Source organism: Arthrobacter sp. TJ-178 (assembly GCF_058269275.1).
The window spans coordinates 33,455-56,903 of the sequence record NZ_JBZCNK010000002.1 but is presented as its reverse complement, the minus strand read 5'-3'; the positions used below and the strand labels follow the sequence as shown (position 1 = coordinate 56,903).

Here is a 23,449-nt window from a genome sequence, read left to right as displayed (position 1 = left end):
GCGGCAGGTACCCTAGGACTGTGAGTTTGACTGTATCTTCCCCCGAATCTTCCCCCGTATCTGCGCCGCTTGCTGCCGAGCACCTTGAGCACCCGCGCACCTATCAGGTGCGCACCTTCGGCTGCCAGATGAATGTCCACGATTCCGAGCGCATCTCCGGATTGCTGGAGAACGCCGGTTACGTGCCGGCTGTCGGGGAGGAAGCCGACGTCGTCGTCTTCAATACCTGCGCGGTGCGGGAGAACGCGGACAACAAGCTGTATGGAAACCTGGGCATGCTGGCCCATGTCAAGGAAACCCGTCCGGGCATGCAGATAGCCGTGGGGGGCTGTCTGGCACAGAAAGACCGCGACACCATCCAGCGCAAGGCTCCGTGGGTGGACGCCGTGTTCGGCACGCACAACATCGGCTCCCTGCCGGCACTGCTGGAGCGGGCCCGGCACAACGACGATGCGCAGCTGGAAATTCTGGAATCCCTGGATGTTTTCCCGTCCACGCTGCCCACCAAACGGGACTCTGTGTACGCGGGGTGGGTCTCCATTTCCGTGGGCTGCAACAACACCTGCACGTTCTGCATCGTTCCCTCCCTGCGGGGCAAGGAACGTGACCGGCGCCCCGGCGAGATCCTTGCCGAGATCCAGGCACTGGTGGACGACGGCGCCATCGAGGTCACGCTGCTGGGACAGAACGTGAATTCGTACGGCGTGGAGTTCGGCGACCGCGGCGCGTTCGCCAAGCTGCTGCGTGCCTGCGGCAGCATTGAGGGCCTGGAGCGGGTGCGCTTCACCAGCCCGCATCCGGCAGCCTTCACACAGGACGTCATCGATGCGATGGCTGAAACTCCGAATGTCATGCCGCAGCTGCACATGCCGCTGCAGTCCGGCTCGGACAAGGTCCTCAAGGACATGCGCCGGTCCTACCGGTCCAAGAAATTCCTGGGCATCCTGGACAGCGTGCGTGAACGGATGCCGCACGCGGCCATCTCCACCGACATCATTGTGGGCTTCCCGGGGGAGACGGAAGAGGACTTTGCCGCAACGCTGGACGTCGTGGAGAAGTCCCGCTTTGCCACGGCCTTCACCTTCCAGTACTCCAAGCGCCCGGGCACTCCCGCCGCTGACCTTCCGGACCAGCTGCCCAAGGCCGTGGTCCAGGAGCGCTTTGAACGGCTGACCGCGCTGCAGGACCGCATCGCCGCCGAGGAAAACGCCAAGCAGGTGGGAACCACGGTGGAAGTCATGGTCACGGCCGGCTCCGGCCGCAAGTCCGAGGAGACCGGACGCCTCTCCGGCCGCTCCCGCGACCAGCGCCTGGTGCACTTCTCCGTTCCCGAGGGCTGCGAGGTGCCCCGTCCCGGAGACCTCGTCACCGTGCCCGTGACCTCCGCGGCTGCCTTCCATCTGGTCTCGGATCCTGCCACCGCGGCCGACTATTCCCTGCGCCGCTCGCGTGCAGGGGACGCATGGGACCGTTCGCAGGCAGAATCCTGCGGAGTTCCCGCTCCCGGAACAACAGGGGGCAAGACCGGGGTTTCCCTCGGCATGCCGGCCCTGCCGCCGCGCTCCTAATGCCGGGCTTTATCTTCCGGTGCGGCCGGTGACTGCCGCAGCCAACGCGCCCGCCCGCCCGGTCATCGCCGTCGTCGGACCCACCGGCTCCGGCAAGTCGGACCTCGGCGTGTCCCTGGCCCTGGAGCTCGGCGGGGAAGTCATCAACGCCGATGCCATGCAGTTCTACCGGGGCATGGACATTGGTACCGCCAAGATCAGCGTCGAAGAGCGCCGCGGCGTTCCGCACCACCTCCTGGACATCATGGATGTCCGGGAGGAAGCCAGCGTTTCGGCCTTCCAGGCCTCGGCCCGCGACCTCATCACGGAGATCCAAAACCGCGGAAAGTATCCAATCCTGGTGGGCGGTTCCGGTCTCTATGTGCGTGCGGCCCTCGATGTGCTGGAATTTCCCGGTACGGATCCGTCCGTGCGCGCTGCCCTGGAACAGGAGCTTGAGGAAGTGGGCCTGGAGGCGCTGCGCGAGCGGCTGCGGGCAGTGGATCCGGTGTCCGCGGACCGGCTCGGCGACGGCCGCCGGGTGGTGCGCGCCCTGGAAGTCCACCGTCTCACCGGCAGGCCGTTCAGTTCTTTCATGCCCGTCCGCGAGTACTTTCAGCCGGCCGTCCAGATCGGTCTGAGCGTGGAACGCAGTGTGCTGCACCGCCGGCTGGCAGCGCGCGTGGACCAGATGGTGGACCGCGGGCTGCTGGCCGAAGTGGAAGTGCTGGCGGCGCGCGGGCTGCGCGAGGGCCGGACCTCCGGCCGCGCCCTGGGTTACTCCCAGTTCCTGCGGGTGGTCGACGGCGAATCAACCGTGGCCGAGGCAGCCGAACAGACCGTGGTTGCCACCCGCCAGTTTGCCCGCCGCCAGCTGACCTGGTTCCGGGCAGACCCCCGCATCACCTGGCTGGACTGGGATGATCCCGATCTGACCGCCAGGGCCGCCGCCGTTATCCTTGAACAGTGAACACAACTCTTTCTGCTCCGCTGTCCGCTTCCGGCCTGCCCGCGTCCCTGGCCGGTCTTCCCTTTGCCAAGGGCCACGGCACCGGCAACGACTTCATCCTGGTGGCCGACCCCGCCGGGGAACGGAACGTCACCGCCGAGGAAGTGGCCGCCGTGTGCGACCGGCACCGCGGCATCGGCGCCGACGGCTTCATCCGGGCCGTGCGCTCGGAGCACCTGCCGGAGGGCCAGGGCCTGCTGCAGAGCGACCCCGCAGCGGAGTGGTTCATGGACTACCGCAACTCGGACGGCAGCATTTCGGAGATGTGCGGCAACGGAGTCCGCGTCTTTGTGCACTTTCTGCTCGCCGAAAATCTCGTGACCCTGGAAGACGGCGAGACCCTGACCATCGGCACCCGTGCCGGCCTTAAGACCGTCACCCGGGTGGACAGCGGTTACGCCGTGGACATGGGCCCGTGGGAATTCATCTATCCCGACCATGCGGCCGCCAAGGCCATGGACGCCGTCGTCAACGCGGCAGGCCTGGAAGTTCCGCGGCCCGGACTGTCCGTCAGCATGGGAAACCCGCACACCGTGGTGGCCCTGGCCGAGCTGTCGGAACTCGCCGCGACCAGCCTTACCGTGGCACCGACCGTCCAGCCCGAACCGGAGCACGGCACCAACGTGGAATTCGTGGTCCCGGCCGAGCCTTTGGTGGAGAACGGCGTGGGAATGCTGACCATGCGCGTGCATGAACGCGGAGTGGGCGAGACCCTCTCCTGCGGCACCGGGGCCTGCGCCGCTGCCGTCGCCACCCGTTTCTGGGCCGGCCGCGAAGCTCCGAACGACTGGGCAGTGACCGTGCCCGGCGGCGTCGTCGGCGTCCGGTTCCTGACCGCCGAGGACGGCCGCGAACACGTGGAACTCAGCGGCCCGGCCGTCCTCGTGGCCCGCGGAACCCTGCTCTAGCAAGCACCTGCGGAGCCGGCCCTGGGCAACGGGCCAAGGCCGGCTCCGGAAGCGGGAAATGCCCGGCTTACCGCCGGAATAAAGCCCTGCGGGATGCTGTTGAACCAGTCATGGTATTGAGCACGCAGTTAGATCCACGCCACGGTTAGGCACTTAGCCAACGGCGGGCTTACGCACAATCTTCAGCACGCGGAAAGACTTCGCGGTGCTGTGCCGGGACACCGAGTAGGCGGTCCCCAGTTGATCAGCAATCCACTTTTGCAGCGAATCCGCACCCAAATTCTTCTGCACCACCAGCCACGCGGTTCCCTCCGGCGCCAGCCGGGGAAGCCACAGGAGCAGCAGGGCATGGAGTTCGTCCTTGCCGATGCGGATGGGCGGATTGGACCAGATGGTGTTGAACCGGAGGTCCGGATCCACGTCTTCGGGCTTGGAGACGCTGACGTTGTCCAGGCCGAGCGCGGCGGCATTATCGCGGGTCAGGCCCAGGCTGCGCTCATTGACATCCACCGCGTACACGCGGGCACCGGGGGACTTCAGTGCCATGGTCAGGGCCACCGGTCCCCAGCCGCAGCCGATGTCCAGCAGGTTGCCGGTGGGGGAGGGCGCAGGAACTTCATCCAGAAGCACCACCGTCCCCTTGTCAACGGCATCGGGGCTGAAGATGCCTCCGGAGGTAACGAGCGTGCGTTCGCGCCCGTCCAGGAAAACGTGGAGCGGCCGGCGGACCTCGGGCCCGGACGGCTGTGAACTGAAGTAATGGTCTGAACCCATAACAAACCAGATTAGTGGGTCTGCTGCAGGCAGCGGAAACCGGATTCAGCGGCGGGCAAATTCCGCCCCCAAATGTCCGTGCCCTGACTTACCATGGATAACACGGCTTATAAGGAGAATATGACGATCAACAATTCCCGTCCTGGCACGTCCGGTTCCGCTCAGCCCACACCGGAGCTGAGCCCCGAAGACATCCAGGGGGTCATTGACAGGATCCTCGCCAAGGAAAGCGCTGCGGAGGCCAAGGCTCCCGCCCGGGACGCCCCGCGGGGCAGGGCCCAGGCTCTCTCCTCCGAGGACGCCGGGCACTCGGTGCACGACGGCGACCAGGAGGACCTGCGCGAGCGGCACGCACTGCGGCGCGTGGCGGGCCTGTCCACCGAACTCGAAGACGTTACCGAAGTTGAGTACCGCCAGCTGCGCCTGGAGCGCGTGGTGCTGGCCGGCCTGTGGAGCGAAGGAACGGCGGCCGACGCCGAGAATTCGCTGCAGGAACTGGCAGCCCTCGCCGAAACGGCAGGCTCCGAGGTGCTCGACGGTGTCATCCAGCGCCGTCTGAAGCCGGACCCCGGAACATTCCTGGGCTCGGGCAAGGCGCAGGAGCTCAAGGACATTGTGGCCGCCACCGGTGCGGACACCGTCATCGTGGACAGCGAACTGGCCCCGTCCCAGCGGCGCGGACTTGAGGACATCGTCAAGGTCAAGGTCATCGACCGGACGGCCCTGATCCTGGACATCTTTGCCCAGCATGCCAAGTCCCGCGAAGGCAAGGCCCAGGTGGAACTGGCGCAGCTTGAATACCTGCTGCCGCGACTGCGCGGCTGGGGTGAATCCATGTCCCGGCAGGCCGGTGGCCAGGTGGGCAGCGCAAGCGCCGGTATGGGTTCGCGCGGTCCCGGTGAAACCAAGATTGAGCTGGACCGGCGGAAGATCCGCACCCGGATGGCGAAACTCCGCCGGGAAATCGCGGGCATGAAACCTGCACGCGAAACCAAGCGTGCCAACCGGCAGCGCAACCAGGTTCCCTCCGTGGCCATTGCCGGTTACACCAACGCGGGCAAGTCTTCGCTGCTGAACCGGCTGACCGATGCCGGTGTCCTGGTGGAGAACGCCCTGTTCGCCACCCTGGATCCCACCATCCGCAAGGCCCAGACCGAAGACGGCATCGGCTACACCCTGGCGGACACCGTCGGGTTCGTCCGGTCGCTGCCGACACAGCTGGTGGAAGCTTTCCGCTCCACGCTGGAAGAAGTCGCGGACGCCGACCTGATCCTGCACGTCGTGGATGCGTCCCATCCTGATCCCGAGGGCCAGATCGCTGCGGTGCGCACGGTGCTCACCGACGTCGACGCCCGCAACGTGCCGGAAATCATTGTCCTGAACAAGGCCGATGCCGCCGACCCGTTTGTCCTTGAACGGCTTCGCCAGAAGGAACGCCGCCACGTGGTGGTCTCCGCCCGGACCGGCGAAGGCATCGACGAGCTGCTGCAGGCCATCTCCGAGGGGATTCCCCGTCCGGCGGTGGACCTGACACTGATGGTTCCCTATGACCGCGGAGACGTGGTGTCGCGGCTGCACAGCCCGGATACCGAGATCCTCTCCGTGGAGCACTCCGAAACCGGAACCCGGCTGCACGTCAGGGTCCGCGAAGGCCTCGCTGCTGAACTGGAGCCGTTCGTCACCCATGAGTAAGGACACCACCGGCGAAGTCCTGGAACTGCTGGACACCGCCGTTGCCGGCATGGGCGGCCAAAACCGCCCGGGCCAGCATGAAATGGCCCGCCAGGTTACGCAGGCCATTGACGAAGGCAAGCACCTGCTGGTCCAGGCCGGCACCGGGACCGGCAAATCGCTGGCCTATCTGGTGCCGCTGATCCACCACTCGCTCGAGAGCACCAAACCCACGCTGGTCTCTACGGCAACGCTGGCCCTGCAGTCCCAGATTGTGGGCCGGGACCTGCCGCGGCTGCTCAAGACGCTCAAGCCCCAGCTGCCGCGGGAAGTGGACGTGGCACTGCTCAAGGGACGCAGCAACTATGTCTGCCTGCACAAGACGGGCGGGGGTTTTCCCGAAGAGGAAGACCCCGCCGGTGCTTTGTTCACCCTCGGGGACGACCACGGAGTGGCTCACCCGTCACCGGCTCCCACCTCGGCCATGGGCCGCGAGGTGGTGCGGCTGCGCGAGTGGGCCGAGGAAACGGACACCGGAGACCGGGATGACCTGGTTCCGGGCGTCAGCGACCGTGCGTGGCGGCAGGTCTCCGTCACCTCCATGGAGTGCCTGGGCGCCCAGCGTTGTCCCGTGGCGGCCGAGTGCTTCAGCGAGCGGGCACGCGCCTCCGCCGCTGTGGCCGACGTCGTCATCACCAACCATGCGATGCTGGCCATCGCTGCCTTTGAGGGTTTGGCTGTGCTGCCGGACTATGACGTGGTGGTCATTGATGAGGCGCATGAACTGCAGGACCGCGTCACCGGAGCCGTTACCGGGCAGCTGTCCGGCACTGTTGTGTCTGCAGCTGTGACGGCTGCGCGCAAGCACACCTCCGCCAGTGTGGAAGAGCTGGCGCAGGCGGAGCGCGCCTTCGAGAAGGCCATGGAGGCTGTGCCGTCCGGGCTGCTGGCCAGCGGGCTGAACGAGGAGCAGGAACAGGCCGTCAACCGCATCCGCGAAGCGTGCCGCGTGGCCCTCTCCGATTCAAAGCCCGAACCCGGGGAAACGGCCGACGGCGGCCGTCAGACGGCGCGCTCCCGGCTGATGGCAGTGCTGGAGGTCTGCGAACGGCTGGTCTCAGCTCCGGCTGCCGGCGAGGTGATCTGGGCTTCCCGGCCCAGCTCGTTCTCGCCGTCGGGCGGGTTCTCGCCCCCGGATGAGACGGCACCGGCCACCTTGAATGTTGCGCCGCTGTCAGTGGCCGGGCGTTTGCGAGAGGGACTGTTCGACGGGCATACCGTAGTCCTGACCTCGGCCACCCTGGCGATCGGTTCCGAATTCGGCCCGGTGGCCGGCGCCCTGGGCCTGCTGGGCCCCGGTGCGCCGTCCTGGACCGGAACCGACGTCGGCAGTCCCTTCGACTACCCCCGGCAGGGGGTGCTGTACGTGGCGAAGGACCTGCCGAAGCCCGAGCGCGGCACTTCGGAGGCTCAGCTGGACGAGATTGAAGCGTTGCTGAAGGCGTCCAACGGCGGTGCCCTGGGTTTGTTTTCCTCGCGCCGGGCGGCTGAAGACGCTGCGGATGCCATGCGCACCCGGGTGGATTTCCCCATCCTGTGCCAGGGGGAATCTTCCATGTCCTCCCTCGTGAAGCAGTTCTCGGAGGAACCTGATACCTGCCTTTTCGGCACCATGTCACTGTGGCAGGGCGTGGACGTTCCGGGTGCCGCCTGCCGGCTTGTGCTGATCGACCGTATTCCGTTCCCGCGCCCCGATGATCCGCTGATGACCGCCCGCACCCGCGCGGTGGCCAAGGCCGGGGGCAACGGCTTCATGTCCGTGGCGGCCACCCACGCCGCAGTGCGCCTGGCACAGGGCGCCGGGCGGCTGATCCGTGCTGCGGGGGACCGCGGCGTGGTTGCCGTGTTGGACTCGCGGCTCGCGACGGCCCGCTACGGAGGATTCCTCCGGGCCGCCCTGCCGCCGTTCTGGTCCACTACGGATCGTTCCGTGGTGCTGTCGGTCCTGGGCCGGCTGGCGGAGCAGTCCGCTGCCGAGGAGCTTTCGACAGACAAGCCGGGATCCCGGACGTAAGAGAGCGGAACATCAGGGGAACGAAAATGGCGGCCGGAAGAATATTCCGGCCGCCATTTGCGTCCCGGCCTTCTGGCCCGGGACGGGGATTCTCGCCCTAGAGCGAGCGCATCACCGAGACAACCTTGCCCATGATGACTGCATGGTCGCCCACGATGGGCTCGTAGCGCGTGTTCTGGGGCAGCAGCCACGTGTGGCCGTTGCGCTGCCGAAAGGTTTTGACAGTGGCCTCGTCATCCAGGAGGGCGGCCACGATGTCGCCGTTTTCCGCTGTCGGCTGGCGGCGGACAACCACCCAGTCACCGTCGCAGATGGCGGCGTCCACCATGGAGTCGCCCGAAACCTTCAGCATGAACAGGTCGCCGTGGCCCACCAGCTGGCGCGGCAGCGGCATGATGTCCTCCACAACCTGCTCGGCGAGGATGGGCCCGCCGGCTGCGATACGGCCAACGAGCGGCACCATGGCGGTATCCACTGCCGTGCCCAGCTCCGTAACGGACGCCAGTGCCGGGGCAGGAGCAGGTGCGCTTCCGGCGCCTGTGGCCGCATCAGGTGCGGCGTCAGCGCCGGCGGCTGCAGGCACGGATCCTGCCGCGTCCCCGGCAGCACCGGTCTGGCCTTCTGCGGAGCCAGTGGCTGCAGTGCCGTCCCGCAGCATCAGCGGAATGAGGATTTCCATGGCGCGGGGACGCTTGGGATCACGGCGGATGTAGCCGAGCTTCTCCAGCTGCATGAGCTGATGGGTGACGCTGGAGAGGCTGGCCAGCCCCACCGTGTCACCAATTTCCCGCATGGTGGGCGGGTACCCGTTGGTGCTGACTGACCGCTGGATCATCTCCAGGACGGTCTTCTGCCGTGGTGTGAGCCCCTTGACACGCGCACGGGTGCCTGCGGCAGCTGGCTTGTTGGTGCTGTCTTCGGAAGCAGTGGTGCGGGCCACGTGGGGTTCCCTTCGGGTCAGCTGGTCCGGGAGGTGCCGGAGCTGGTTTGGTCTATGGCTGGTCGGGTCAATCTCTAACGCTGGAACATCTTTTGAAGCTGGAACATCTGTAGCTGAAACGTCTGTTGCTGGAACACCTGTAACGAGAACCGGAACGCTGGGTCAGCCGTCCCGGCGGTTATGTCAGAGGCAGCTGGTTCAGTGGTCCCAACGAACCATTCCGGGGCCGACGCTCCGGATCCGGTCCGGTTGACACCGGCTGAACCCCTTCCATGTCCTCAACGCTAAGGGAGTGGAGCAGCGTTTTCAAACATTTGTTCGAGCGAGTCTCGACTTTGTTAGTAGATAGGTGCTAGAAATGACTTCACAACAATCGAACACACTTTCGACAACAGTTCTCCGCTGCGGCGCAGTGATGTCAGATAACTTCCAATCGTTCGAACATCGCTTCGGGTTATTTCTGAAGCTGACGAACCGGAAAGGTGCAGCAATGCCCACTCAAACCTTCAGGCCCATTCAGATCGCCAGACCCAAGCGGGCCAAATCCAACTCAGCGCTCACGCCCAAACTGACCGTTGTATCTGACCAAAAGGGTGTGCCCGGCAAAAGCCTGCTGACGGACCGGACGGATATGACGCCGTCGGTAACGCCCAGCCAGTCGGTGACGCCTGCTGCCCCGGTCTCGGGGCCTGCCGTGAAATCTCCCCGCCTTTCTCGTTTGCGCATTCCTTCCAAGGCGTCCTCCTTGTGGGCCCGGGCTGCGATGCCGGCTCCCTCCGCGGATTCGTCACCGTCTGGTCTGGTCTCTTCAGTTGCTCTGGCGTCCTTGGCGGCACCGGCTGCGTCCGTTCTGCCGGAGACTCCGGCCCGCCAGCATGGACTGCATCTCACGCGACGGGGACGGCTGGTGTTTATCGGTCTGCCGATAATGCTCACCGCCGCAGCGGCGCTTACGCTTCTTGCGTTCTTCACGGCTCCTGCCATGGCCTCCAGCGGAGCCCCGGAGGTTACCCGGACCATCCAGGTGAGTGTGGCTGCCGGTGAGTCGCTGTGGGAACTTGCCGAAGAATTCGCTCCGGAACGCGACCCGCGGGATGTGGTTGCAGACATCATGGAACTGAACAACCTTTCCGATGCCAGCATCCCCGTGGGGATCCAGCTGTACATCCCCGTTGAAGGCTGACGCTGTTATAGCGCTGCACAACACGGCGTAACAACGCCGGCCCGTCCGGGCGGCGATTCTTCCCGCTCGACAACAAGTCTTAAGCTGTACAAGTGACTGATCAGCTGGAAAGACTCAACCGACTTCCCCTGCGCGATGACCTTCGCGGCCTGACGCCTTACGGCGCGCCGCAGCTGGACGTGCCCATCCTGTTGAACGTCAACGAAAACACCCATGGACTGCCGGAGTCGGTGCGCAAAGCGATCACGGCCTCCGTGGATCAGGCCGTGTCAAGCCTCAACCGTTACCCGGACCGGGAGTTCACCGAGCTGCGCAAGCGCCTCGCCGCCTATCTGGGCCACGGACTCGGCACCGAGAACATCTGGGCCGGCAACGGCTCCAATGAAGTCCTGCAGCAAATCCTGCAAGCCTTCGGCGGCCCGGGCCGCACTGCCATGAGCTTCCCTCCCACCTATTCCATGTACCCGCTGCTGGCCAGCGGCACCGGCACCCGCTATGTCACGGGCACCCGCAGCGATGACTTTGGGCTCACCGCCGAATCGGCGGCGGAACAGGTCCGGGCGCAGGCGCCGAACATCGTCTTCCTCTGCACACCGAACAACCCCACGGGCACCGCTCTGCCGCTGGACGTGGTGGAAGCCGTGTATGAAGCCGGGGAAGCATCGCAGGCCATTGTGATTGTGGACGAGGCCTACGGGGAGTTCTTCCATGCCGGAACCCCCAGTGCCCTGCAGCTGCTGCCCGGACGGGAGCGGCTCATCGTTTCACGCACCATGAGCAAGGCTTTTGCGCTGGCCGGAGCGCGGGTCGGCTACATGGCGGCCGCCCCCGAGGTTACCGATGCCCTGCGCCTGGTCCGCCTGCCCTATCACCTCTCCGCCATCACGCAGGCCACCGCCAACGCAGCCCTGGACCACGCCGACGCGCTGCTGGCCAACGTTGAAGCCATCAAGGTCCAGCGTGACCGCATTGTCTCCGAGCTGCTGGCCATGGATCTGAAGCCGGCTCCGTCCGACGCGAATTTCGTATTCTTCGGCGGGCTGGAGAACCCGCACGCCGTGTGGGAAGGCCTGCTGGAAGCCGGCGTGCTGGTGCGCGACGTCGGGATCCCCGGACACCTGCGCGTCACCGCCGGGACGGAGACCGAAACCAGCGCCTTCCTGGACCGGCTCCGCGAGCTCCTCGCCGCAGCCATCCGCTAGGCTCCCGGCGCCTGTGTATCCGCGCGGAAGGCTTCCGCGCCAGACACTAAACTGTTAGACGAGACTCCCTTCTTTCAAAGGAAAACCATGACCGTGGAGACCACCACCGGACGCACAGCCCGCCTCGAACGGGTCACCAGTGAGTCGTCAGTGGTAGTGGAGTTGGACCTGGACGGAACCGGCCAGTCCAACATCAGCACTTCCGTGCCTTTCTACGACCACATGCTGACGGCCCTGGCAAAGCACTCCCTGATGGATCTCACGGTCCAGGCCACCGGTGACACCCATATTGATGTCCACCACACAGTGGAGGACATCGCCATCAGCATCGGCGAAGCGCTGAAGACAGCCCTGGGCAACAAGGCCGGCATCCGCCGCTTCGGCGAGGCCACCGTGCCGCTGGACGAGGCGCTGGCCAACGCCGTCGTCGATATTTCCGGCCGGCCCTACCTGGTGCACACGGGTGAACCTGCCGGTCAGGAGTACCACCTGATCGGCGGGCACTTCACCGGGTCGCTGACCCGCCACGTGTTCGAGGCCATCACCCTGCACGCCCAAATCTGCCTGCACATGACCGTTCTTGGGGGCCGCGACCCGCACCACATCGTGGAAGCCCAGTTCAAGGCCTTCGCGCGTGCGCTGCGTGCCGCCGTCGAACCTGATCCGCGAGTAGAAGGCATTCCGTCAACCAAGGGAGCCCTGTGAGCAGCCGCAACGTCACCGTTCTTGACTACGGCTCGGGCAATATCCGGTCCGCTGTACGGGCGCTGGAACACGTCGGTGCCAACGTCACCCTCAGCAGCAAGTCCGACGATGTCCTCAACGCCGACGGACTGCTGGTGCCCGGAGTGGGTGCCTTTGCCGCCGTCATGCAGGGTCTCAAGGAAGTGGATGCCCTTCGCCTGATCGGCCGCCGCGTTGCCGGGGGACGACCCGTCATGGGCATCTGCGTGGGACTCCAGGTGCTCTTTGACGAGGGCGTGGAACACGGTGTCCGCACCCCGGGTATGGGGGAGTGGCCCGGAGTCGTGGAGCGGCTGGACGCTGAAGTGGTGCCGCACATGGGCTGGAACACGGTGCAGCCGCCCGAAGGATCCAAGCTGTTCGCCGGGATCGAGGACGAGCGGTTCTACTTTGTGCACAGCTACGGCGTGCAGAAATGGGATTTCGACGTCACACAGCCCGCCATGCGCTCACCGCAGGTCACGTGGGCCGAGCACGGCAGCCGTTTTATTGCCGCTGTGGAAAACGGGCCGCTGACCGCCACGCAGTTCCATCCGGAAAAGTCCGGTGACGCCGGAGCGGCGCTGCTGGAAAACTGGCTGAAGACGCTGGGCTAGAGCCATGTGGAGCATTCTTCTGATGGGCTTGGCCGGACTCCTGATCGGCGGAGCCATTTCCTTCCGCCGCCAGGGCATGTCCCGGATTATCACCGTTAGCTTCTGGGTCCTCGCAGGATTATCCCTGCTCGGCGCCTACCTCCTTATCGACAGCAGTGTCTGAGCATTCCGCCGCTGCCGAAACACCACGAAAGCAGAATCATGTCACTTGTTGAAACACCCGTCCTGGAACTCCTGCCCGCCGTGGACGTAGCGGACGGCCAGGCTGTCCGCCTGGTCCAGGGTGAAGCAGGCAGCGAAACCAGCTATGGCGATCCGCTGGATGCCGCCATGGCTTGGCAGAACGACGGGGCCGAATGGGTTCACCTGGTGGACCTGGACGCTGCCTTTGGCCGCGGGTCCAACCTGGCGCTGCTCAAGCGCGTGGTGGACCAGCTGGACATCAAGGTGGAGCTTTCCGGCGGCATCCGTGACGATGCTTCCCTGGACATGGCCCTGGAACTGGGCGCCAGCCGCGTCAACCTGGGCACCGCCGCGCTGGAAAACCCGGAGTGGACCGCCAGCGCGATTGCGCGCTACGGCGAGGCGATCGCCGTCGGCCTCGACGTCCGGGGCACCACCCTGGCCGCGCGCGGCTGGACCAAGGAAGGCGGAGACCTCTGGGAGGTCCTGGCCCGCCTCGAAGAGGCAGGCTGCCCGCGTTACGTGGTGACGGACGTGACCAAGGACGGAACGCTGCGCGGACCGAACCTGGAGCTCCTGCGCGAGGTCCTGCTGCGTACCGACCGGCCGGTGGTGGCCTCCGGCGGCATCTCGTCACTGGATGATCTGGCGGCCCTGCGGGAGCTCGTTCCCCTCGGACTGGAAGGCACGATCGTGGGCAAGGCGCTCTACGCCGGGGCCTTCACCCTGCCGCAGGCCTTCGACGTCGCCGGACACCCGGAGCGCTAGAACCCATGGCTGAACGTGCCCTTCCCGGCCACATTGCCGCTGCCCTTGCGGGCGCCGGCGGCCCGGCCGACTCCGCCGGCCAGTCCTGGTCCGGCCGGGATCTTTCCGGCGAGGGAAACCCGCTGCACAATTTCGACGCCGACGACGGCAGCGCCGACGCCGGCTACCTCGCCGCCCTTGCCGCACTTGAGGCAGGCACCGGCACTGAAGCGCAGGTGGTCGCCTCACTGGCGACCGCCCGCGTGTTCGTGCCCATTGTGGCGACGCTTGCCGAGGAAGCGGAATCCGAGCACGGACTGGCCGCGGACAAGGAAGCGGACATGGCTCTGGTCACCCTGACCGCACCGGACGGACGCAAGGCCCTTCCGGTGTTCACCTCGGTGCCCGCCCTGCAGCAGTGGCATCCGGAAGCCCGCCCGGTAGCGGTCTACGCCGCCCGCGCCGCGCTCTCCGCTGTCTCGGAGGAGGCCCAGCTGCTGGTCGTGGATCCCGGTGCCGACGTCACCTTTGTGGTGCGCCGGCCCGCCATGTGGGCGCTTGCCCAGCAGCGGGCGTGGACGCCGTCGTACGCCGACGAAGAGGTGGCCGGCGCCGTGTCCGCAGCGGTCGACGCCGAACCCTCCGTCACCGGAGTGGAACTGGTCCAGGGGCCCGGAACTGCGGCGAGATCGGCCCGCGGGACGGTCCTGGCAGGAGGCGGTGCCGGACCTGAGCTTAGAATGGTTCTTCACCTGGCACCGGGACTGGATGCGCAGGCGGTGCAGAGCATCGCCGGAACGCTGCAGCAGCGACTGGCTGCCGATCCCTTATTTGTTGAGCGTGTAGATTCCCTGGAACTCAAAATCACGCGCTGACCCGTTGGGCGGGGGACCGCCGGAAGAGAAGTGCCGTGAATTTTGCCGCCTACGGGGAGCTGCTCCGCATTGCCCCGATCCGTCGCCTGCTGCTGGTGGGCATGATTGCCCGGTTCCCGCATTCGGCGGCCGGAGTGCTCCTGACCCTGCACGTGGTCCTGACCATGGACATGGGTTACGCCAGGGCCGGCGCAGTTGCTGCCGTGGTCACCGTAGGCATTGCCTTCGGCGCCCCGTGGCGCGGTCGGCGCGTGGACAATGTGGGACTTCGCCGGGCCCTGATTCCCTCGGTGATCTCCGAGGCGGTCATCTGGTCGGTTGCTCCGCATGCCAGCTATGAGTGGCTGCTGGTTCTGGCACTGATCGGCGGGGTCTTCACGCTTCCCGTGTTCAGCGTGGTCCGACAGTCGCTGGGGGTGCTGGCAAAGGGGGACCAGCGGCGCACGGCGTTTGCGCTGGACTCCATTGCCACCGAAGTGGTCTTCATGGGCGGGCCGGCGCTGGGCGCCGTTCTGGCCACGTCCTTTTCCTCCGTGATCGGCCTGACCCTGGTGGGTATTACGACGTCGCTCGCCGGACTTCTCCTGATCTGGTTCAACCCGCCCACACGGTCCGAGAATCCGCTTGATTCCGCCAGCGAGGTCCAGGAACGCGAGGCCGCCAACGCCGCCGTCGTCGCCGCAGCCCCCGCCCATCTGGCCGAAGCCTCCTCCGAACTGCAGCCGCTTGCCGTGTTGAACCGGCGGGCGCGGCTGCGCTCCGGATTCTCCTGGTTCACGCTCAGCGTTGCGGTGGTCTTTGCCGTGGCGGTGGGCGCCGGACTGCTGTTGTCCAGCTCCGACGTCGGCATCGTGGCCCTGGTCGAATCCTCCGGCCAGCCCGGGCAGGTAGGCGTGGTGTTCGTTGCCTGGTGCGCGGCGTCAGTGGTGGGCGGCGTCATCTACGGCGCGATGCACCGCAGGATTTCGCCGATGCTGCTGCTCCTGGCAATGGCTGTCCTGACTCTGCCCATGGCTCTGGCAACCGACACCCTGAGCCTGGCACTGCTCTCCATTCCTGCCGGTCTGCTCTGCGCCCCGGTGCTCTCTTCCGCGTCGGAACGCGTGGCGGACCTGGTGTCTGAAGAGCGCCGCGGTGAAGCCATGGGCTGGTACGGTTCTGCGCTCACCTCCGGCACCGCCCTGGGGGCTCCGCTGGCTGGTATGGCAATTGACCTTGCCGGACCATGGGCGGGCTTTACGTTTGCCGGTGTTTCGGCGTCGCTGCTGGTGCTGGTCACCCTGACCGTGCGGAAGTTCAGCCGGCGCGGCGAGCGGCTCTCAGCGGTGTGACCTTCGGCGGGGAGCTGCACAGCAGCCTCAGGGGCAAATCCCCAGTACCCGGCGGGTAATCAACTTCCGGTCTGAGCGCAGTTAGCCGCCGTTGTTCAGGCGCGAATAGACAGCCACGTCCATGCGACGGTTCCCCACCGGGAGCGCGGAGCGCAGGACACCGTCCAGGTCGAAGCCCAGCCGCTTGGCCACTGCCGTACTGCGCTGGTTGTCAGCAACCGTTCGGATTTCCACCCGGAGCATGCCGGCTTTCCGGGTGTGCTCCAGCAATGCCCGGCAGGAACGGGGCCACGGCGCCCCTGCCTTCATAACCCGCGTCGATCCAGTAGCCCAGCTCCGCGGTTTTCAGGTAGGAGTTGAGCCGCACGGACGCGGCGCCGATCAGCGAGTCTCCGCAAATGATTACGGCGGGAAGTACGGTTCCGGCAACGAAATCCGCAAGCTGTGCGCGGGTGAAATCCACCGACCCTGACAGGGTCTGTGCCTCATGAGCCCAGGGTTCCCAGGCCCGGAGCCGGTCCAGGTTCCGAAGCGTCAGCTGATGCATCTCCTCGGCCGTGTCCAGCGTGCGCAGTCCAAGGGAAAAGCCGCCGCCGATGTCATGGGTGAATTGCATGAGGTACATCCTGCCGTGCCGCCCGATGGACGCAGCGTGTATCCCTTAGCGTGTCCAATGCTGGCTTGGGCTAATCCGGCGGAGTCTTTGACGACGTGTTCAGAGGTCAGGCCTCGCCCTGTGTCCGGTGCCACCGTCTGCGTAATCCGCCGCGCAGACGGTGCACCCACCCGCGAAGTCCGGGCTGCTGCGTCCTGGCCGCCGTCCCGCCCGCGGCAGCTTCCGCAACGCGGACCCCGGCTTCCGCGCCCGGTGCCACTGCGGGCAGCCCCCGGCGCTCCCGCCAGCCCCGCACTTCGTCCTCAACTCCGCGGATCCTGGTGATGACGGGCGGCCCGCCCAGCAGCTGGCGGCGTGCTTCGATGACCCGCGAGTTAAAGTCCTCCACGGCGTCGCGCACCTGGCGCTCGGACGGCAGCTCGTCCAGGCGGGACGCAAAATTCTCGTCTTCCACCCTCAGCAGCAGGGCCGGCGGACCCAGCCCGCTGATGTTCTCCCTTTTGATCAGCCGCTTGATCCACCAATCAGGATCGGGGTCATCAAGTCCGGGAATGGGTTTGCCTGCATAGCGGAGGTTGTCGAATTCACCGCGGTTCATGGCGTCGCGAATAAGGTAATCCGCTTTTTGCGCCTCGGTGAACTTCCGGCGTTTCTCGCGTGCCTCCACGCTTTCGGAAGCGCCCAGCCCCTCGGGCACTTTGTACCCGGCCGCTTCGGACGTTCCTGCGGCCTTGAGCCGTGCCGCATGCTCCAGCCGTTTCCGATATGCCTCCGCACCGCTGCCGGTCATCACTCGTCACCGCCTTTGTTGAATGTCCCCAACAGGTTACGCAACCGGAACGGGCAGACAAAAGCCCGGTGAGCCAGCCGCGAACGGCAGGCCCACCGGGCTTCGAAGGGTGGAGAGTTTAGTTGACGGGGCCGGTGAACTTCTCGCCCGGACCCTTGCCCGGAGCGTCCTGGAGTTCAGAGGCCTCGCGGAAGGCCAGCTGCAGCGAACGCAGTCCGTCGCGCAACGGGCCGGCATGCTGGCTGCCGATTTCCGGAGCTGCTGCGGTCACGAATCCGGCCAGGGCGGTGATCAGTTTCCGGGCTTCGTCCAGATCCTTCAGTTCTTCGGCGTCGTCGCCGTCGGCCAGGCCGCACTTGACGGCGGCAGCGCTCATCAGGTGGACGGCAGCGGTGGTGATGACTTCAATTGCGGGGACTTCGGCGATGTCACGCATCTGTGCCGCCACTTCCTGCTCTTCAGCGGAAGGTGCGTGCACCTCTTCCGTGGTGCCGGGGAAGGAATGGCGGGTGGGTTCGCCCGCCGGGTTGCTCTGTGGGGTACTCATACTGGTAAGCTTGTCACAGACCGACTGGTTGTCGTTACTTTCACTGCCCTCACCGGCGCCGCCCCTCACGGAGCGGCCGTTGAATGTCTCGCATCAGCCAGTATGCAAGCGGAGACTCCTCCCACCCGCGTCAGCCTGAATCTTCAGTCCACGTGCCCCAGGGCGTGTGTGCAGAAGCAGAGTTGCCGGGTATGGTCGGCCCCCTGTGGCGGGTCCAGGCACTGCCTGGCCAACCATCCAGGGAGGTTGCTGCTGATGCAGCTCCCGCCGACCCCTCGAGGCCTCCGATTGCGCTTGCAATTGGGGGCCTTCTTCAGTTGCAGGCGGTAGCCGTTTTGAATTAAACAGGAGCTGCAACATTAGCGAGCCAAGAATCAATGATCGAATCCGCGTCCCTGAGGTGCGGCTGGTAGGACCGGCTGGAGAGCAAGTTGGGGTCGTCCGTATCGAAGACGCCCTGCGTCTCGCTGCTGAATCCGACCTGGATCTTGTTGAGGTGGCACCGCAGGCCAAGCCTCCGGTGTGCAAACTAATGGACTTCGGCAAGTACAAGTACGAAGCCGCCGTCAAGGCCCGTGAGGCACGCAAGAACCAGACGAACACCGTGCTGAAGGAAATCCGGTTCCGCCTGAAGATTGACACTCACGACTACGAAACCAAGCGCGGCCATGCCATGCGCTTCCTCGCAGCCGGTGACAAGGTCAAGGCCATGATCCAGTTCCGCGGCCGCGAACAGCAGCGTCCGGAAATGGGCATGAAGCTGCTGAACAAGTTCGCAGCTGACGTCGCCGAGGTGGGCATGGTTGAGTCCACGCCCCGCATCGACGGCCGCAACATGGTCATGGTTATCGGCCCGTTGAAGAACAAGGCCGAGGCCAAGGCAGAAGCACGCCGCGCAACACAGCGTGCCGACGCCAAGGCAGCCAACGAAGCCGTCAAGAACGGCGAGGCACCCGCCCGGGTGGATACCTCCGCTGAGAACAAGGCGCCCCTGACGCAGAGCCTGGCGGATCTTCTGCCGGACGGCCTGCGACTGGGTTCCTCCGCTGCCGAGGCCGACAAGGCCCGTGCAGAGAAGGAAAAGGCTGACAAGGAAATGGCTGAGAAGCGCGCACAGGCAGCAGCTGAAAAGGCTGCGTCGGATGCACGCCGCGCAGCACAGGCAGCCAAGGCGCCGGCTCCCCAGCCGGTTGCAGAGGCTCCCGCCGCTCCGGCCGCTCCCGCGGAGTCGAAGCCTGCAGCCGCGCCCAAGCCGGCTGCTGTGCCCAAGCCCACGGCAATGAAGCCTGCACCCAAGCCCGCAGCGCGGCCGAAGCCGGCTGCTGCGCCCAAACCTGCTGGCAAGGCTGCTCCTTCACGGGGCGCAGCAAGCCAGAACAAGCCCGGAACTGCGGAGTAAAGTCTCAGCTTTTCCCGCAGGACGTCCAGGCGTCCAGTAACCCCTGGCATCTGCAAAGGTGCCCAAAGCCCCGCGGGCCAGCCCGCGGAAACCTAAAGGAGATCGGTAGTCATGCCGAAGATGAAGACCCACAGTGGCGCCAAGAAGCGCTTCAAGCTGACCGGTACCGGCAAGCTCAAGCGCCAGCAGGCCAACCGCCGCCACTACCTCGAGCACAAGCCGTCCACGCTGACGCGCCGCCTCGCCAGTGACAAGCTTGTTGCCCCGGCAGACGCCAAGGTCATCAAGAAGATGCTCGGCATCTAGTCTTTCCCCCTCGACAGGCGGCCCGTCCGGGCCGCCGTCACCCCATCAAGCTTTTCCGGGCCTGAGTACCAGGCCGAGCACCTCGCAGTGCACGGAAGATTTATCTAAAGGAGTACGCACGTGGCACGTGTGAAGCGGGCGGTAAACGCCCACAAGAAGCGTCGGGTTATTCTCGAGCGCGCCAAGGGTTACCGCGGACAGCGTTCACGCCTGGTCCGCAAGGCCAAAGAGCAGCTGCTGCACTCATTTGTGTACAGCTACGGCGACCGCCGCAAGCGCAAGGGTGACTTCCGTCGCCTGTGGATCCAGCGCATCAACGCTGCATCCCGCGCCAACGGCCTGACCTACAACCGCCTGATCCAGGGCCTGAAGGCCGCCGAGATCCAGGTTGACCGCCGCATGCTGGCTGAACTGGCCGTCAACGACGCCGCCGCGTTCGCCACGCTGGTCCAGATCGCCAAGAACGCTCTGCCGTCCGACACCTCCGCTCCGGCCGTTGCCGCTGCTCCGGCTCCCGCTGCGAAGGCTGCTCCGGCTGCCTCCAAGCCGGCTGCTGCTGTCGCCGACGCTCAGGGTGGCTTCAAGGCTTCCGAGGGCGACGCTCCCGAGGGCTTTGTCATCAAGGGCAACCTGGGCTCCGGCAAGTACCACGTTCCGGGTTCCACCTGGTACGAGCAGACCGTTGCTGAGTACTGGTTCAACTCCGTCGAAGCCGCCAAGGCTGCCGGCCTGGAGCCTGCTGGCGGAGAATCCCGCCAGAAGTTCCAGGGCTAGAAATCGGTTATTAGCCGATCATGAGTATCGATGGGCGCCCGCCGGCTCCGCTGATGTCCAACCCCCGAGCAGATCGGGTCAGGGATGTTGCGAAGCTGGCCGGGCGCCCAGCGCGTTTAAAATCCGGCCGCTTTGTGGCGGAGGGTCCGCAGGCCGTCCGTGAGGCACTGCTGTCCCACCGGGACGACGTCGAAAACGGCGGTCCCGGCGTCGTGCTTGAAGTCTTTGCCACCGAGGGCTGCCTGGACCGGCTTCCCGAACTGGCCGATCTGGCGTCCGGCGTGACGCTGCGCCTGGCCACCGATGAGGTTATCGGAGCCATGGCCACCACCATTTCTCCGCAGGGGATCGTGGCAGTGTGCCGCATAGCGGAGTACGACCTGGACGATGTGCTGGCCTCCGGAGCCCGGCTCATTGCCGTCCTGTGCGAAGTCCGGGACCCGGGCAATGCCGGCACCATCCTGCGGGCTGCCGATTCGGCCGGTGCCGATGCAGTGGTGCTGACCGCCTCCAGTGTGGACATCCACAACCCCAAAGCCGTGCGTTCCACCGCCGGTTCCCTGTTTCACCTGCCGGTGGTTACCGGCGTCGAGTTCGACTTCCTGATGTCCGCCTTCCGCGCCCACGGCCTCACCGTCCTGGCCGCCGACGGGTATGGCAGCGTGGACCTGGACCGGCTCCAGGACGAAAGCGCGCTGCGCCGCCTGGCTCCGTCACCTTCGGAAGAGGCCGACGGCGGGGACGCGACGAGCGCTGGCGTTGAGCCGTCCCAGCCGCGGCTGGAAAACTCCACGGCCTGGCTCTTCGGCAACGAAGCCCAGGGCCTGTCCAGAATCCAGCTCTCCGAGGCCGACTACCGCGTGGCCGTGCCGGTGTACGGCAGGGCTGAAAGCCTCAACGTGGGAACCGCCGCCACTGTGTGCCTTTACGCATCTGCGCGTGCCCAGAACCGTTGAAAGAGCAGCCAAAACCGGGAGTAAAGTAGGCGCAGGACAGATCCCGCCCAGCGGGGTACACCACTCCTACGAAACAGGTCTTAGCCATGTCTGCCAGCGGCGGTAACAAGGCGGTGGTTGCGGCACTGTCCGCCAACCTCGCCATTGCGGTTCTCAAATTCATTGCGTTTGCTCTGACGCGTTCCTCGTCAATGCTTGCCGAAGCGATCCACTCGGTGGCGGATTCCGGCAACCAAATCCTGCTCCTGATAGGCGGCAAGCGCGCGGCGCGCCAGGCCAGCCCCGAGCACCCGTTCGGCTACGGACGCGAACGCTACATTTATGCGTTTATTGTTTCGATCGTCCTGTTTAGCCTGGGCGGTCTTTTTGCCCTCTACGAGGCCTACCACAAGTGGCAGGATCCGCATCCGATTGAGGGGCAGTGGTGGTGGGTTCCGCTGGCCGTCCTGGTGGGCGCCATCATGGCGGAGGGCTATTCCTTCCGGACAGCGATGCGCGAGTCCAACCACACGCGCGGCAAGAAGTCCTGGGTGGAATTTGTGCGCACGGCCAAGGCGCCGGAGCTTCCCGTGGTTCTGCTGGAGGACTTCGGTGCCCTGCTGGGTCTGCTGTTCGCGCTCATCGGCGTGGGCATGACCCTGATTACCGGCAACGGACTGTGGGATGCGGCCGGCACCGCCATGATCGGCCTCCTGCTGGTGGCCATTGCCGCCGTCCTTGCGGTGGAGACCAAGTCCCTGCTGCTGGGCGAATCGGCCACCTCGAGCGATGTGCGCAAGATCGAGGAAGCCATCACCTCCGACGGCACCCGGATCATCCACATCAAGACTCTGCACCTGGGTCCGGAGGAACTGCTGGTTGCCGCCAAGATCTCGGTGGACGAGTGTGAGACAGGCCAGCACATTGCGGAGGCGATCAACGGCGCCGAAGAACGGATCCGTGCCGCAGTGCCTATTGCGCGTCAGATTTATCTGGAACCGGATGTGTACGCGCCGAGCGCGCAGCAGCAGCTGCCTGCGGATCCGTCCGGTCCAGCCAGCCACTAAGCAGGGCGATGCCCAGTCCCATCAGGGCCAGGACGGCGCCGACGACGGCGGGGGAGCGGTAGCCCCAGCCCCAGGCAATAACCAGCCCGCCCAGCAGGGCTCCGAGCGCATTGGCCATGTTCAACGCGGAATGGGTCAGCGATGATGCCAGGGACTGGGCATCGGGGGAGACATCCAGCAGCCGGGTCTGCAGCGGCGGAACGAGCATGGATCCGATGGCTCCGACCAGGAACACCAGGGCGAGGGCTCCGGCCTTGTACTGCACCAGCCAGGCGTAGGACGCCAGGATGACGACGGTGCCCGCCAGGATTCCGTAAATGCTGCGCATGACGCTGCGGTCCGCCAGGCGTCCTCCGGCAATGTTCCCGAAGACGTTCCCCAAGCCGTACAGGCCCACGATCAGGGGCAGCAGGTCTGAGTTGAATCCGGCGACATTGGTCATGGTGGGGGAGATATAGGCGTACACGGCAAAGAACCCGCCGAAGCCCACCGTTCCCACCAGCAGTGCCAGCCACACCTGGATCCTGCGCAGAGCGCCGAGTTCACGCCGGATGCTGGCTCCGGGAAGGACTGCTTCATGCGGAACAAACCGCACCATCAGGGCGACCGTCAGCAGCCCTATCGCCCCGACGAGGACGAACATCCAACGCCACCCCGCCTGCTGTCCCAGCCAGGTGGCAAACGGAACACCGATAACGTTGGCGATGCTCAGTCCCAGCATCACCATGGAAATGGCACGGGCGCGGCGGGTGGGCGCCACCAGCGAAGCGGCGATCACGGCAGCAACGCCGAAGAAGGCGCCGTGCGGCAGTCCCGAAACAAACCGGCTGACCAAAAGCCAGTGGTAGTCGGGTGCGAAGAACGAGGACAGGTTGCCGACGGCGAAGAGCATCATCAGCCCCACAGCCAGCCGCTTCCGGGGCATGCGGGCACCCAGAGCTGCAAGGACCGGAGCGCCGACCACCACGCCCAGCGCGTAGGCGGAAATCACATGGCCGCCTGCCGGCACGGAAATGCCCAGATCGGTCACCATTTCCTGGAGCAGGCCCATGATGGTGAATTCAGTGGTGCCAATGGCGAATCCGCCTACGGCAAGGGCGAAAATGGCCAGTGAAGCCCGCTTGGCTTGGAGCGCGGGGGTGGAAGACATGAAACTCTTTCAGAACGAATGTGGGTTGAGGGCACGGGTTGTCGCGGATTACGCGCAGAAACCGGAAGAACCTGCAGCTGC

Annotated in this window: 25 protein-coding genes; 18 read left to right on the top strand and 7 right to left on the bottom strand. The window is 65.7% G+C overall.

From position 1 onward, the window contains the following. Positions 1-20: 20 nt before the first annotated feature. From miaB to dapF, 3 genes are read left to right on the top strand one after another with little or no spacing between them, the layout of a single operon-like run. A complete protein-coding gene (gene miaB / locus AC4D2Q_RS06610; RefSeq protein WP_490927370.1) occupies positions 21-1,568 on the top strand; it encodes a tRNA (N6-isopentenyl adenosine(37)-C2)-methylthiotransferase MiaB in 1,548 nt (515 codons plus the stop codon). A 28-nt stretch (positions 1,569-1,596) separates the two neighbouring features. After that, entirely contained in the window at positions 1,597-2,517 is a 921-nt protein-coding gene (gene miaA, locus AC4D2Q_RS06605) for a tRNA (adenosine(37)-N6)-dimethylallyltransferase MiaA (RefSeq protein ID WP_490945751.1), read from the top strand. Continuing rightward, complete coding sequence (gene dapF, locus AC4D2Q_RS06600) at positions 2,514-3,464, top strand: diaminopimelate epimerase (RefSeq protein ID WP_490927373.1); 951 nt, start codon at positions 2,514-2,516, stop codon at positions 3,462-3,464. The genes miaA and dapF overlap by 4 nt, the downstream gene beginning before the upstream one ends. A 153-nt stretch (positions 3,465-3,617) precedes the next feature. Here the strand turns inward: dapF and AC4D2Q_RS06595 are convergent, their stop codons facing one another. After that, the gene (locus tag AC4D2Q_RS06595) at positions 3,618-4,238 is read right to left on the bottom strand and encodes a class I SAM-dependent methyltransferase (protein WP_490945750.1); all 621 of its coding nucleotides are present in this window, start codon (positions 4,236-4,238) and stop codon (positions 3,618-3,620) included. A gap of 120 nt (positions 4,239-4,358) precedes the next feature. On the opposite strand from AC4D2Q_RS06595, the gene hflX reads away from it, so the two are divergent. After that, entirely contained in the window at positions 4,359-5,930 is a 1,572-nt protein-coding gene (gene hflX / locus AC4D2Q_RS06590; RefSeq protein WP_490927375.1) for a GTPase HflX, read from the top strand. Then, positions 5,923-7,983 (top strand): ATP-dependent DNA helicase, encoded by a 2,061-nt coding sequence (locus AC4D2Q_RS06585; protein ID WP_490945749.1) that lies wholly within the window; start codon positions 5,923-5,925, stop codon positions 7,981-7,983. Before hflX ends, AC4D2Q_RS06585 begins: the two co-directional genes overlap by 8 nt. Positions 7,984-8,080: 97 nt before the next feature. Here the strand turns inward: AC4D2Q_RS06585 and lexA are convergent, their stop codons facing one another. Next, the gene (lexA, locus tag AC4D2Q_RS06580) at positions 8,081-8,923 is read right to left on the bottom strand and encodes a transcriptional repressor LexA (RefSeq protein WP_490945748.1); all 843 of its coding nucleotides are present in this window, start codon (positions 8,921-8,923) and stop codon (positions 8,081-8,083) included. A 907-nt stretch (positions 8,924-9,830) separates the two neighbouring features. Here lexA and AC4D2Q_RS06575 point away from each other — a divergent pair. The 8 genes from AC4D2Q_RS06575 to AC4D2Q_RS06540 all read left to right on the top strand — a co-directional run bounded on the left by AC4D2Q_RS06575 (position 9,831) and on the right by AC4D2Q_RS06540 (position 15,784). Beyond that, positions 9,831-10,106 (top strand): LysM peptidoglycan-binding domain-containing protein, encoded by a 276-nt coding sequence (locus tag AC4D2Q_RS06575; protein ID WP_490945747.1) that lies wholly within the window; start codon positions 9,831-9,833, stop codon positions 10,104-10,106. 92 nt (positions 10,107-10,198) lie between these two features. Then, positions 10,199-11,308 carry a histidinol-phosphate transaminase gene (locus AC4D2Q_RS06570; RefSeq protein ID WP_490945746.1) on the top strand — a complete coding sequence of 370 codons (1,110 nt, stop codon included), beginning with the start codon at positions 10,199-10,201 and terminating at the stop codon, positions 11,306-11,308. Positions 11,309-11,395: 87 nt separating this feature from the next. Then, positions 11,396-12,013 (top strand): imidazoleglycerol-phosphate dehydratase HisB, encoded by a 618-nt coding sequence (gene hisB, locus AC4D2Q_RS06565; protein ID WP_400925880.1) that lies wholly within the window; start codon positions 11,396-11,398, stop codon positions 12,011-12,013. Beyond that, positions 12,010-12,648, top strand: a complete 639-nt coding sequence (hisH, locus tag AC4D2Q_RS06560; RefSeq protein WP_490945745.1) for an imidazole glycerol phosphate synthase subunit HisH — start codon at positions 12,010-12,012, stop codon at positions 12,646-12,648. The genes hisB and hisH overlap by 4 nt, the downstream gene beginning before the upstream one ends. Before the next feature lie 4 nt (positions 12,649-12,652). Continuing rightward, positions 12,653-12,811 (top strand): hypothetical protein, encoded by a 159-nt coding sequence (locus AC4D2Q_RS06555; RefSeq protein WP_490927380.1) that lies wholly within the window; start codon positions 12,653-12,655, stop codon positions 12,809-12,811. Between the two features lie 38 nt (positions 12,812-12,849). After that, positions 12,850-13,599: a bifunctional 1-(5-phosphoribosyl)-5-((5-phosphoribosylamino)methylideneamino)imidazole-4-carboxamide isomerase/phosphoribosylanthranilate isomerase PriA gene (priA, locus tag AC4D2Q_RS06550; protein WP_490927381.1), complete on the top strand. Its 750-nt coding sequence runs from the start codon at positions 12,850-12,852 to the stop codon at positions 13,597-13,599. A 5-nt stretch (positions 13,600-13,604) separates the two neighbouring features. Beyond that, on the top strand, positions 13,605-14,453 hold the full coding sequence (locus tag AC4D2Q_RS06545) for an SseB family protein (protein WP_490945744.1): 849 nt from the start codon (positions 13,605-13,607) through the stop codon (positions 14,451-14,453). Between the two features lie 35 nt (positions 14,454-14,488). Beyond that, complete coding sequence (locus tag AC4D2Q_RS06540) at positions 14,489-15,784, top strand: MFS transporter (RefSeq protein WP_490945743.1); 1,296 nt, start codon at positions 14,489-14,491, stop codon at positions 15,782-15,784. 81 nt (positions 15,785-15,865) lie between these two features. Here AC4D2Q_RS06540 and AC4D2Q_RS06535 read toward each other — a convergent pair whose 3' ends face one another. The 4 genes from AC4D2Q_RS06535 to AC4D2Q_RS06520 form a co-directional block, all read right to left on the bottom strand. Beyond that, a complete protein-coding gene (locus AC4D2Q_RS06535) occupies positions 15,866-16,018 on the bottom strand; it encodes a GNAT family N-acetyltransferase (protein ID WP_490945742.1) in 153 nt (50 codons plus the stop codon). Beyond that, positions 15,996-16,400, bottom strand: coding sequence for a GNAT family N-acetyltransferase (locus tag AC4D2Q_RS06530; RefSeq protein ID WP_490945741.1), 405 nt, complete (start codon positions 16,398-16,400; stop codon positions 15,996-15,998). The genes AC4D2Q_RS06535 and AC4D2Q_RS06530 overlap by 23 nt, the downstream gene beginning before the upstream one ends. Positions 16,401-16,506: 106 nt before the next feature. Beyond that, positions 16,507-17,190, bottom strand: a complete 684-nt coding sequence (locus tag AC4D2Q_RS06525; RefSeq protein WP_490945740.1) for a DnaJ family domain-containing protein — start codon at positions 17,188-17,190, stop codon at positions 16,507-16,509. 118 nt (positions 17,191-17,308) lie between these two features. Next, complete coding sequence (locus AC4D2Q_RS06520; RefSeq protein WP_354180407.1) at positions 17,309-17,737, bottom strand: DUF1844 domain-containing protein; 429 nt, start codon at positions 17,735-17,737, stop codon at positions 17,309-17,311. Positions 17,738-18,137: 400 nt separating this feature from the next. Here AC4D2Q_RS06520 and infC point away from each other — a divergent pair, with 400 nt between their 5' ends. The 5 genes from infC to AC4D2Q_RS06495 all read left to right on the top strand — a co-directional run bounded on the left by infC (position 18,138) and on the right by AC4D2Q_RS06495 (position 22,218). After that, positions 18,138-19,136: a translation initiation factor IF-3 gene (gene infC / locus AC4D2Q_RS06515; protein WP_490927391.1), complete on the top strand. Its 999-nt coding sequence runs from the start codon at positions 18,138-18,140 to the stop codon at positions 19,134-19,136. Between the two features lie 111 nt (positions 19,137-19,247). After that, positions 19,248-19,442, top strand: coding sequence for a 50S ribosomal protein L35 (gene rpmI / locus AC4D2Q_RS06510; RefSeq protein WP_104055427.1), 195 nt, complete (start codon positions 19,248-19,250; stop codon positions 19,440-19,442). Positions 19,443-19,562: 120 nt separating this feature from the next. Beyond that, positions 19,563-20,216 carry a 50S ribosomal protein L20, sunset domain variant gene (gene rplT / locus AC4D2Q_RS06505; RefSeq protein ID WP_490927393.1) on the top strand — a complete coding sequence of 218 codons (654 nt, stop codon included), beginning with the start codon at positions 19,563-19,565 and terminating at the stop codon, positions 20,214-20,216. A gap of 20 nt (positions 20,217-20,236) precedes the next feature. Next, positions 20,237-21,172, top strand: coding sequence for a TrmH family RNA methyltransferase (locus AC4D2Q_RS06500; protein WP_490945739.1), 936 nt, complete (start codon positions 20,237-20,239; stop codon positions 21,170-21,172). Positions 21,173-21,258: 86 nt separating this feature from the next. Further along, complete coding sequence (locus tag AC4D2Q_RS06495) at positions 21,259-22,218, top strand: cation diffusion facilitator family transporter (protein WP_490945738.1); 960 nt, start codon at positions 21,259-21,261, stop codon at positions 22,216-22,218. Here AC4D2Q_RS06495 and AC4D2Q_RS06490 read toward each other — a convergent pair. Next, positions 22,124-23,368 carry an MFS transporter gene (locus tag AC4D2Q_RS06490; RefSeq protein WP_490945737.1) on the bottom strand — a complete coding sequence of 415 codons (1,245 nt, stop codon included), beginning with the start codon at positions 23,366-23,368 and terminating at the stop codon, positions 22,124-22,126. The two genes, AC4D2Q_RS06495 and AC4D2Q_RS06490, sit on opposite strands and share 95 nt — an antisense overlap. Between the last annotated feature and the right edge of the window lie 81 nt (positions 23,369-23,449).

Excerpts from the sequence above, each read along its gene's own strand:
- AC4D2Q_RS06595 (WP_490945750.1), bottom strand. The coding sequence starts at position 4,238 with ATGGGTTCAGACCATTACTTCAGTTCACAGCCGTCCGGGCCCGAGGTC.
- hflX (WP_490927375.1), top strand. The coding sequence starts at position 4,359 with ATGACGATCAACAATTCCCGTCCTGGCACGTCCGGTTCCGCTCAGCCC.
- AC4D2Q_RS06585 (WP_490945749.1), top strand. The coding sequence starts at position 5,923 with ATGAGTAAGGACACCACCGGCGAAGTCCTGGAACTGCTGGACACCGCC.
- hisB (WP_400925880.1), top strand. The coding sequence starts at position 11,396 with ATGACCGTGGAGACCACCACCGGACGCACAGCCCGCCTCGAACGGGTC.
- AC4D2Q_RS06555 (WP_490927380.1), top strand. The coding sequence starts at position 12,653 with ATGTGGAGCATTCTTCTGATGGGCTTGGCCGGACTCCTGATCGGCGGA.
- priA (WP_490927381.1), top strand. The coding sequence starts at position 12,850 with ATGTCACTTGTTGAAACACCCGTCCTGGAACTCCTGCCCGCCGTGGAC.
- AC4D2Q_RS06545 (WP_490945744.1), top strand. The coding sequence starts at position 13,605 with ATGGCTGAACGTGCCCTTCCCGGCCACATTGCCGCTGCCCTTGCGGGC.
- AC4D2Q_RS06530 (WP_490945741.1), bottom strand. The coding sequence starts at position 16,400 with ATGCAATTCACCCATGACATCGGCGGCGGCTTTTCCCTTGGACTGCGC.
- AC4D2Q_RS06525 (WP_490945740.1), bottom strand. The coding sequence starts at position 17,190 with ATGACCGGCAGCGGTGCGGAGGCATATCGGAAACGGCTGGAGCATGCG.
- AC4D2Q_RS06520 (WP_354180407.1), bottom strand. The coding sequence starts at position 17,737 with ATGAGTACCCCACAGAGCAACCCGGCGGGCGAACCCACCCGCCATTCC.
- rpmI (WP_104055427.1), top strand. The coding sequence starts at position 19,248 with ATGCCGAAGATGAAGACCCACAGTGGCGCCAAGAAGCGCTTCAAGCTG.
- AC4D2Q_RS06500 (WP_490945739.1), top strand. The coding sequence starts at position 20,237 with ATGAGTATCGATGGGCGCCCGCCGGCTCCGCTGATGTCCAACCCCCGA.
- AC4D2Q_RS06495 (WP_490945738.1), top strand. The coding sequence starts at position 21,259 with ATGTCTGCCAGCGGCGGTAACAAGGCGGTGGTTGCGGCACTGTCCGCC.
- AC4D2Q_RS06490 (WP_490945737.1), bottom strand. The coding sequence starts at position 23,368 with ATGTCTTCCACCCCCGCGCTCCAAGCCAAGCGGGCTTCACTGGCCATT.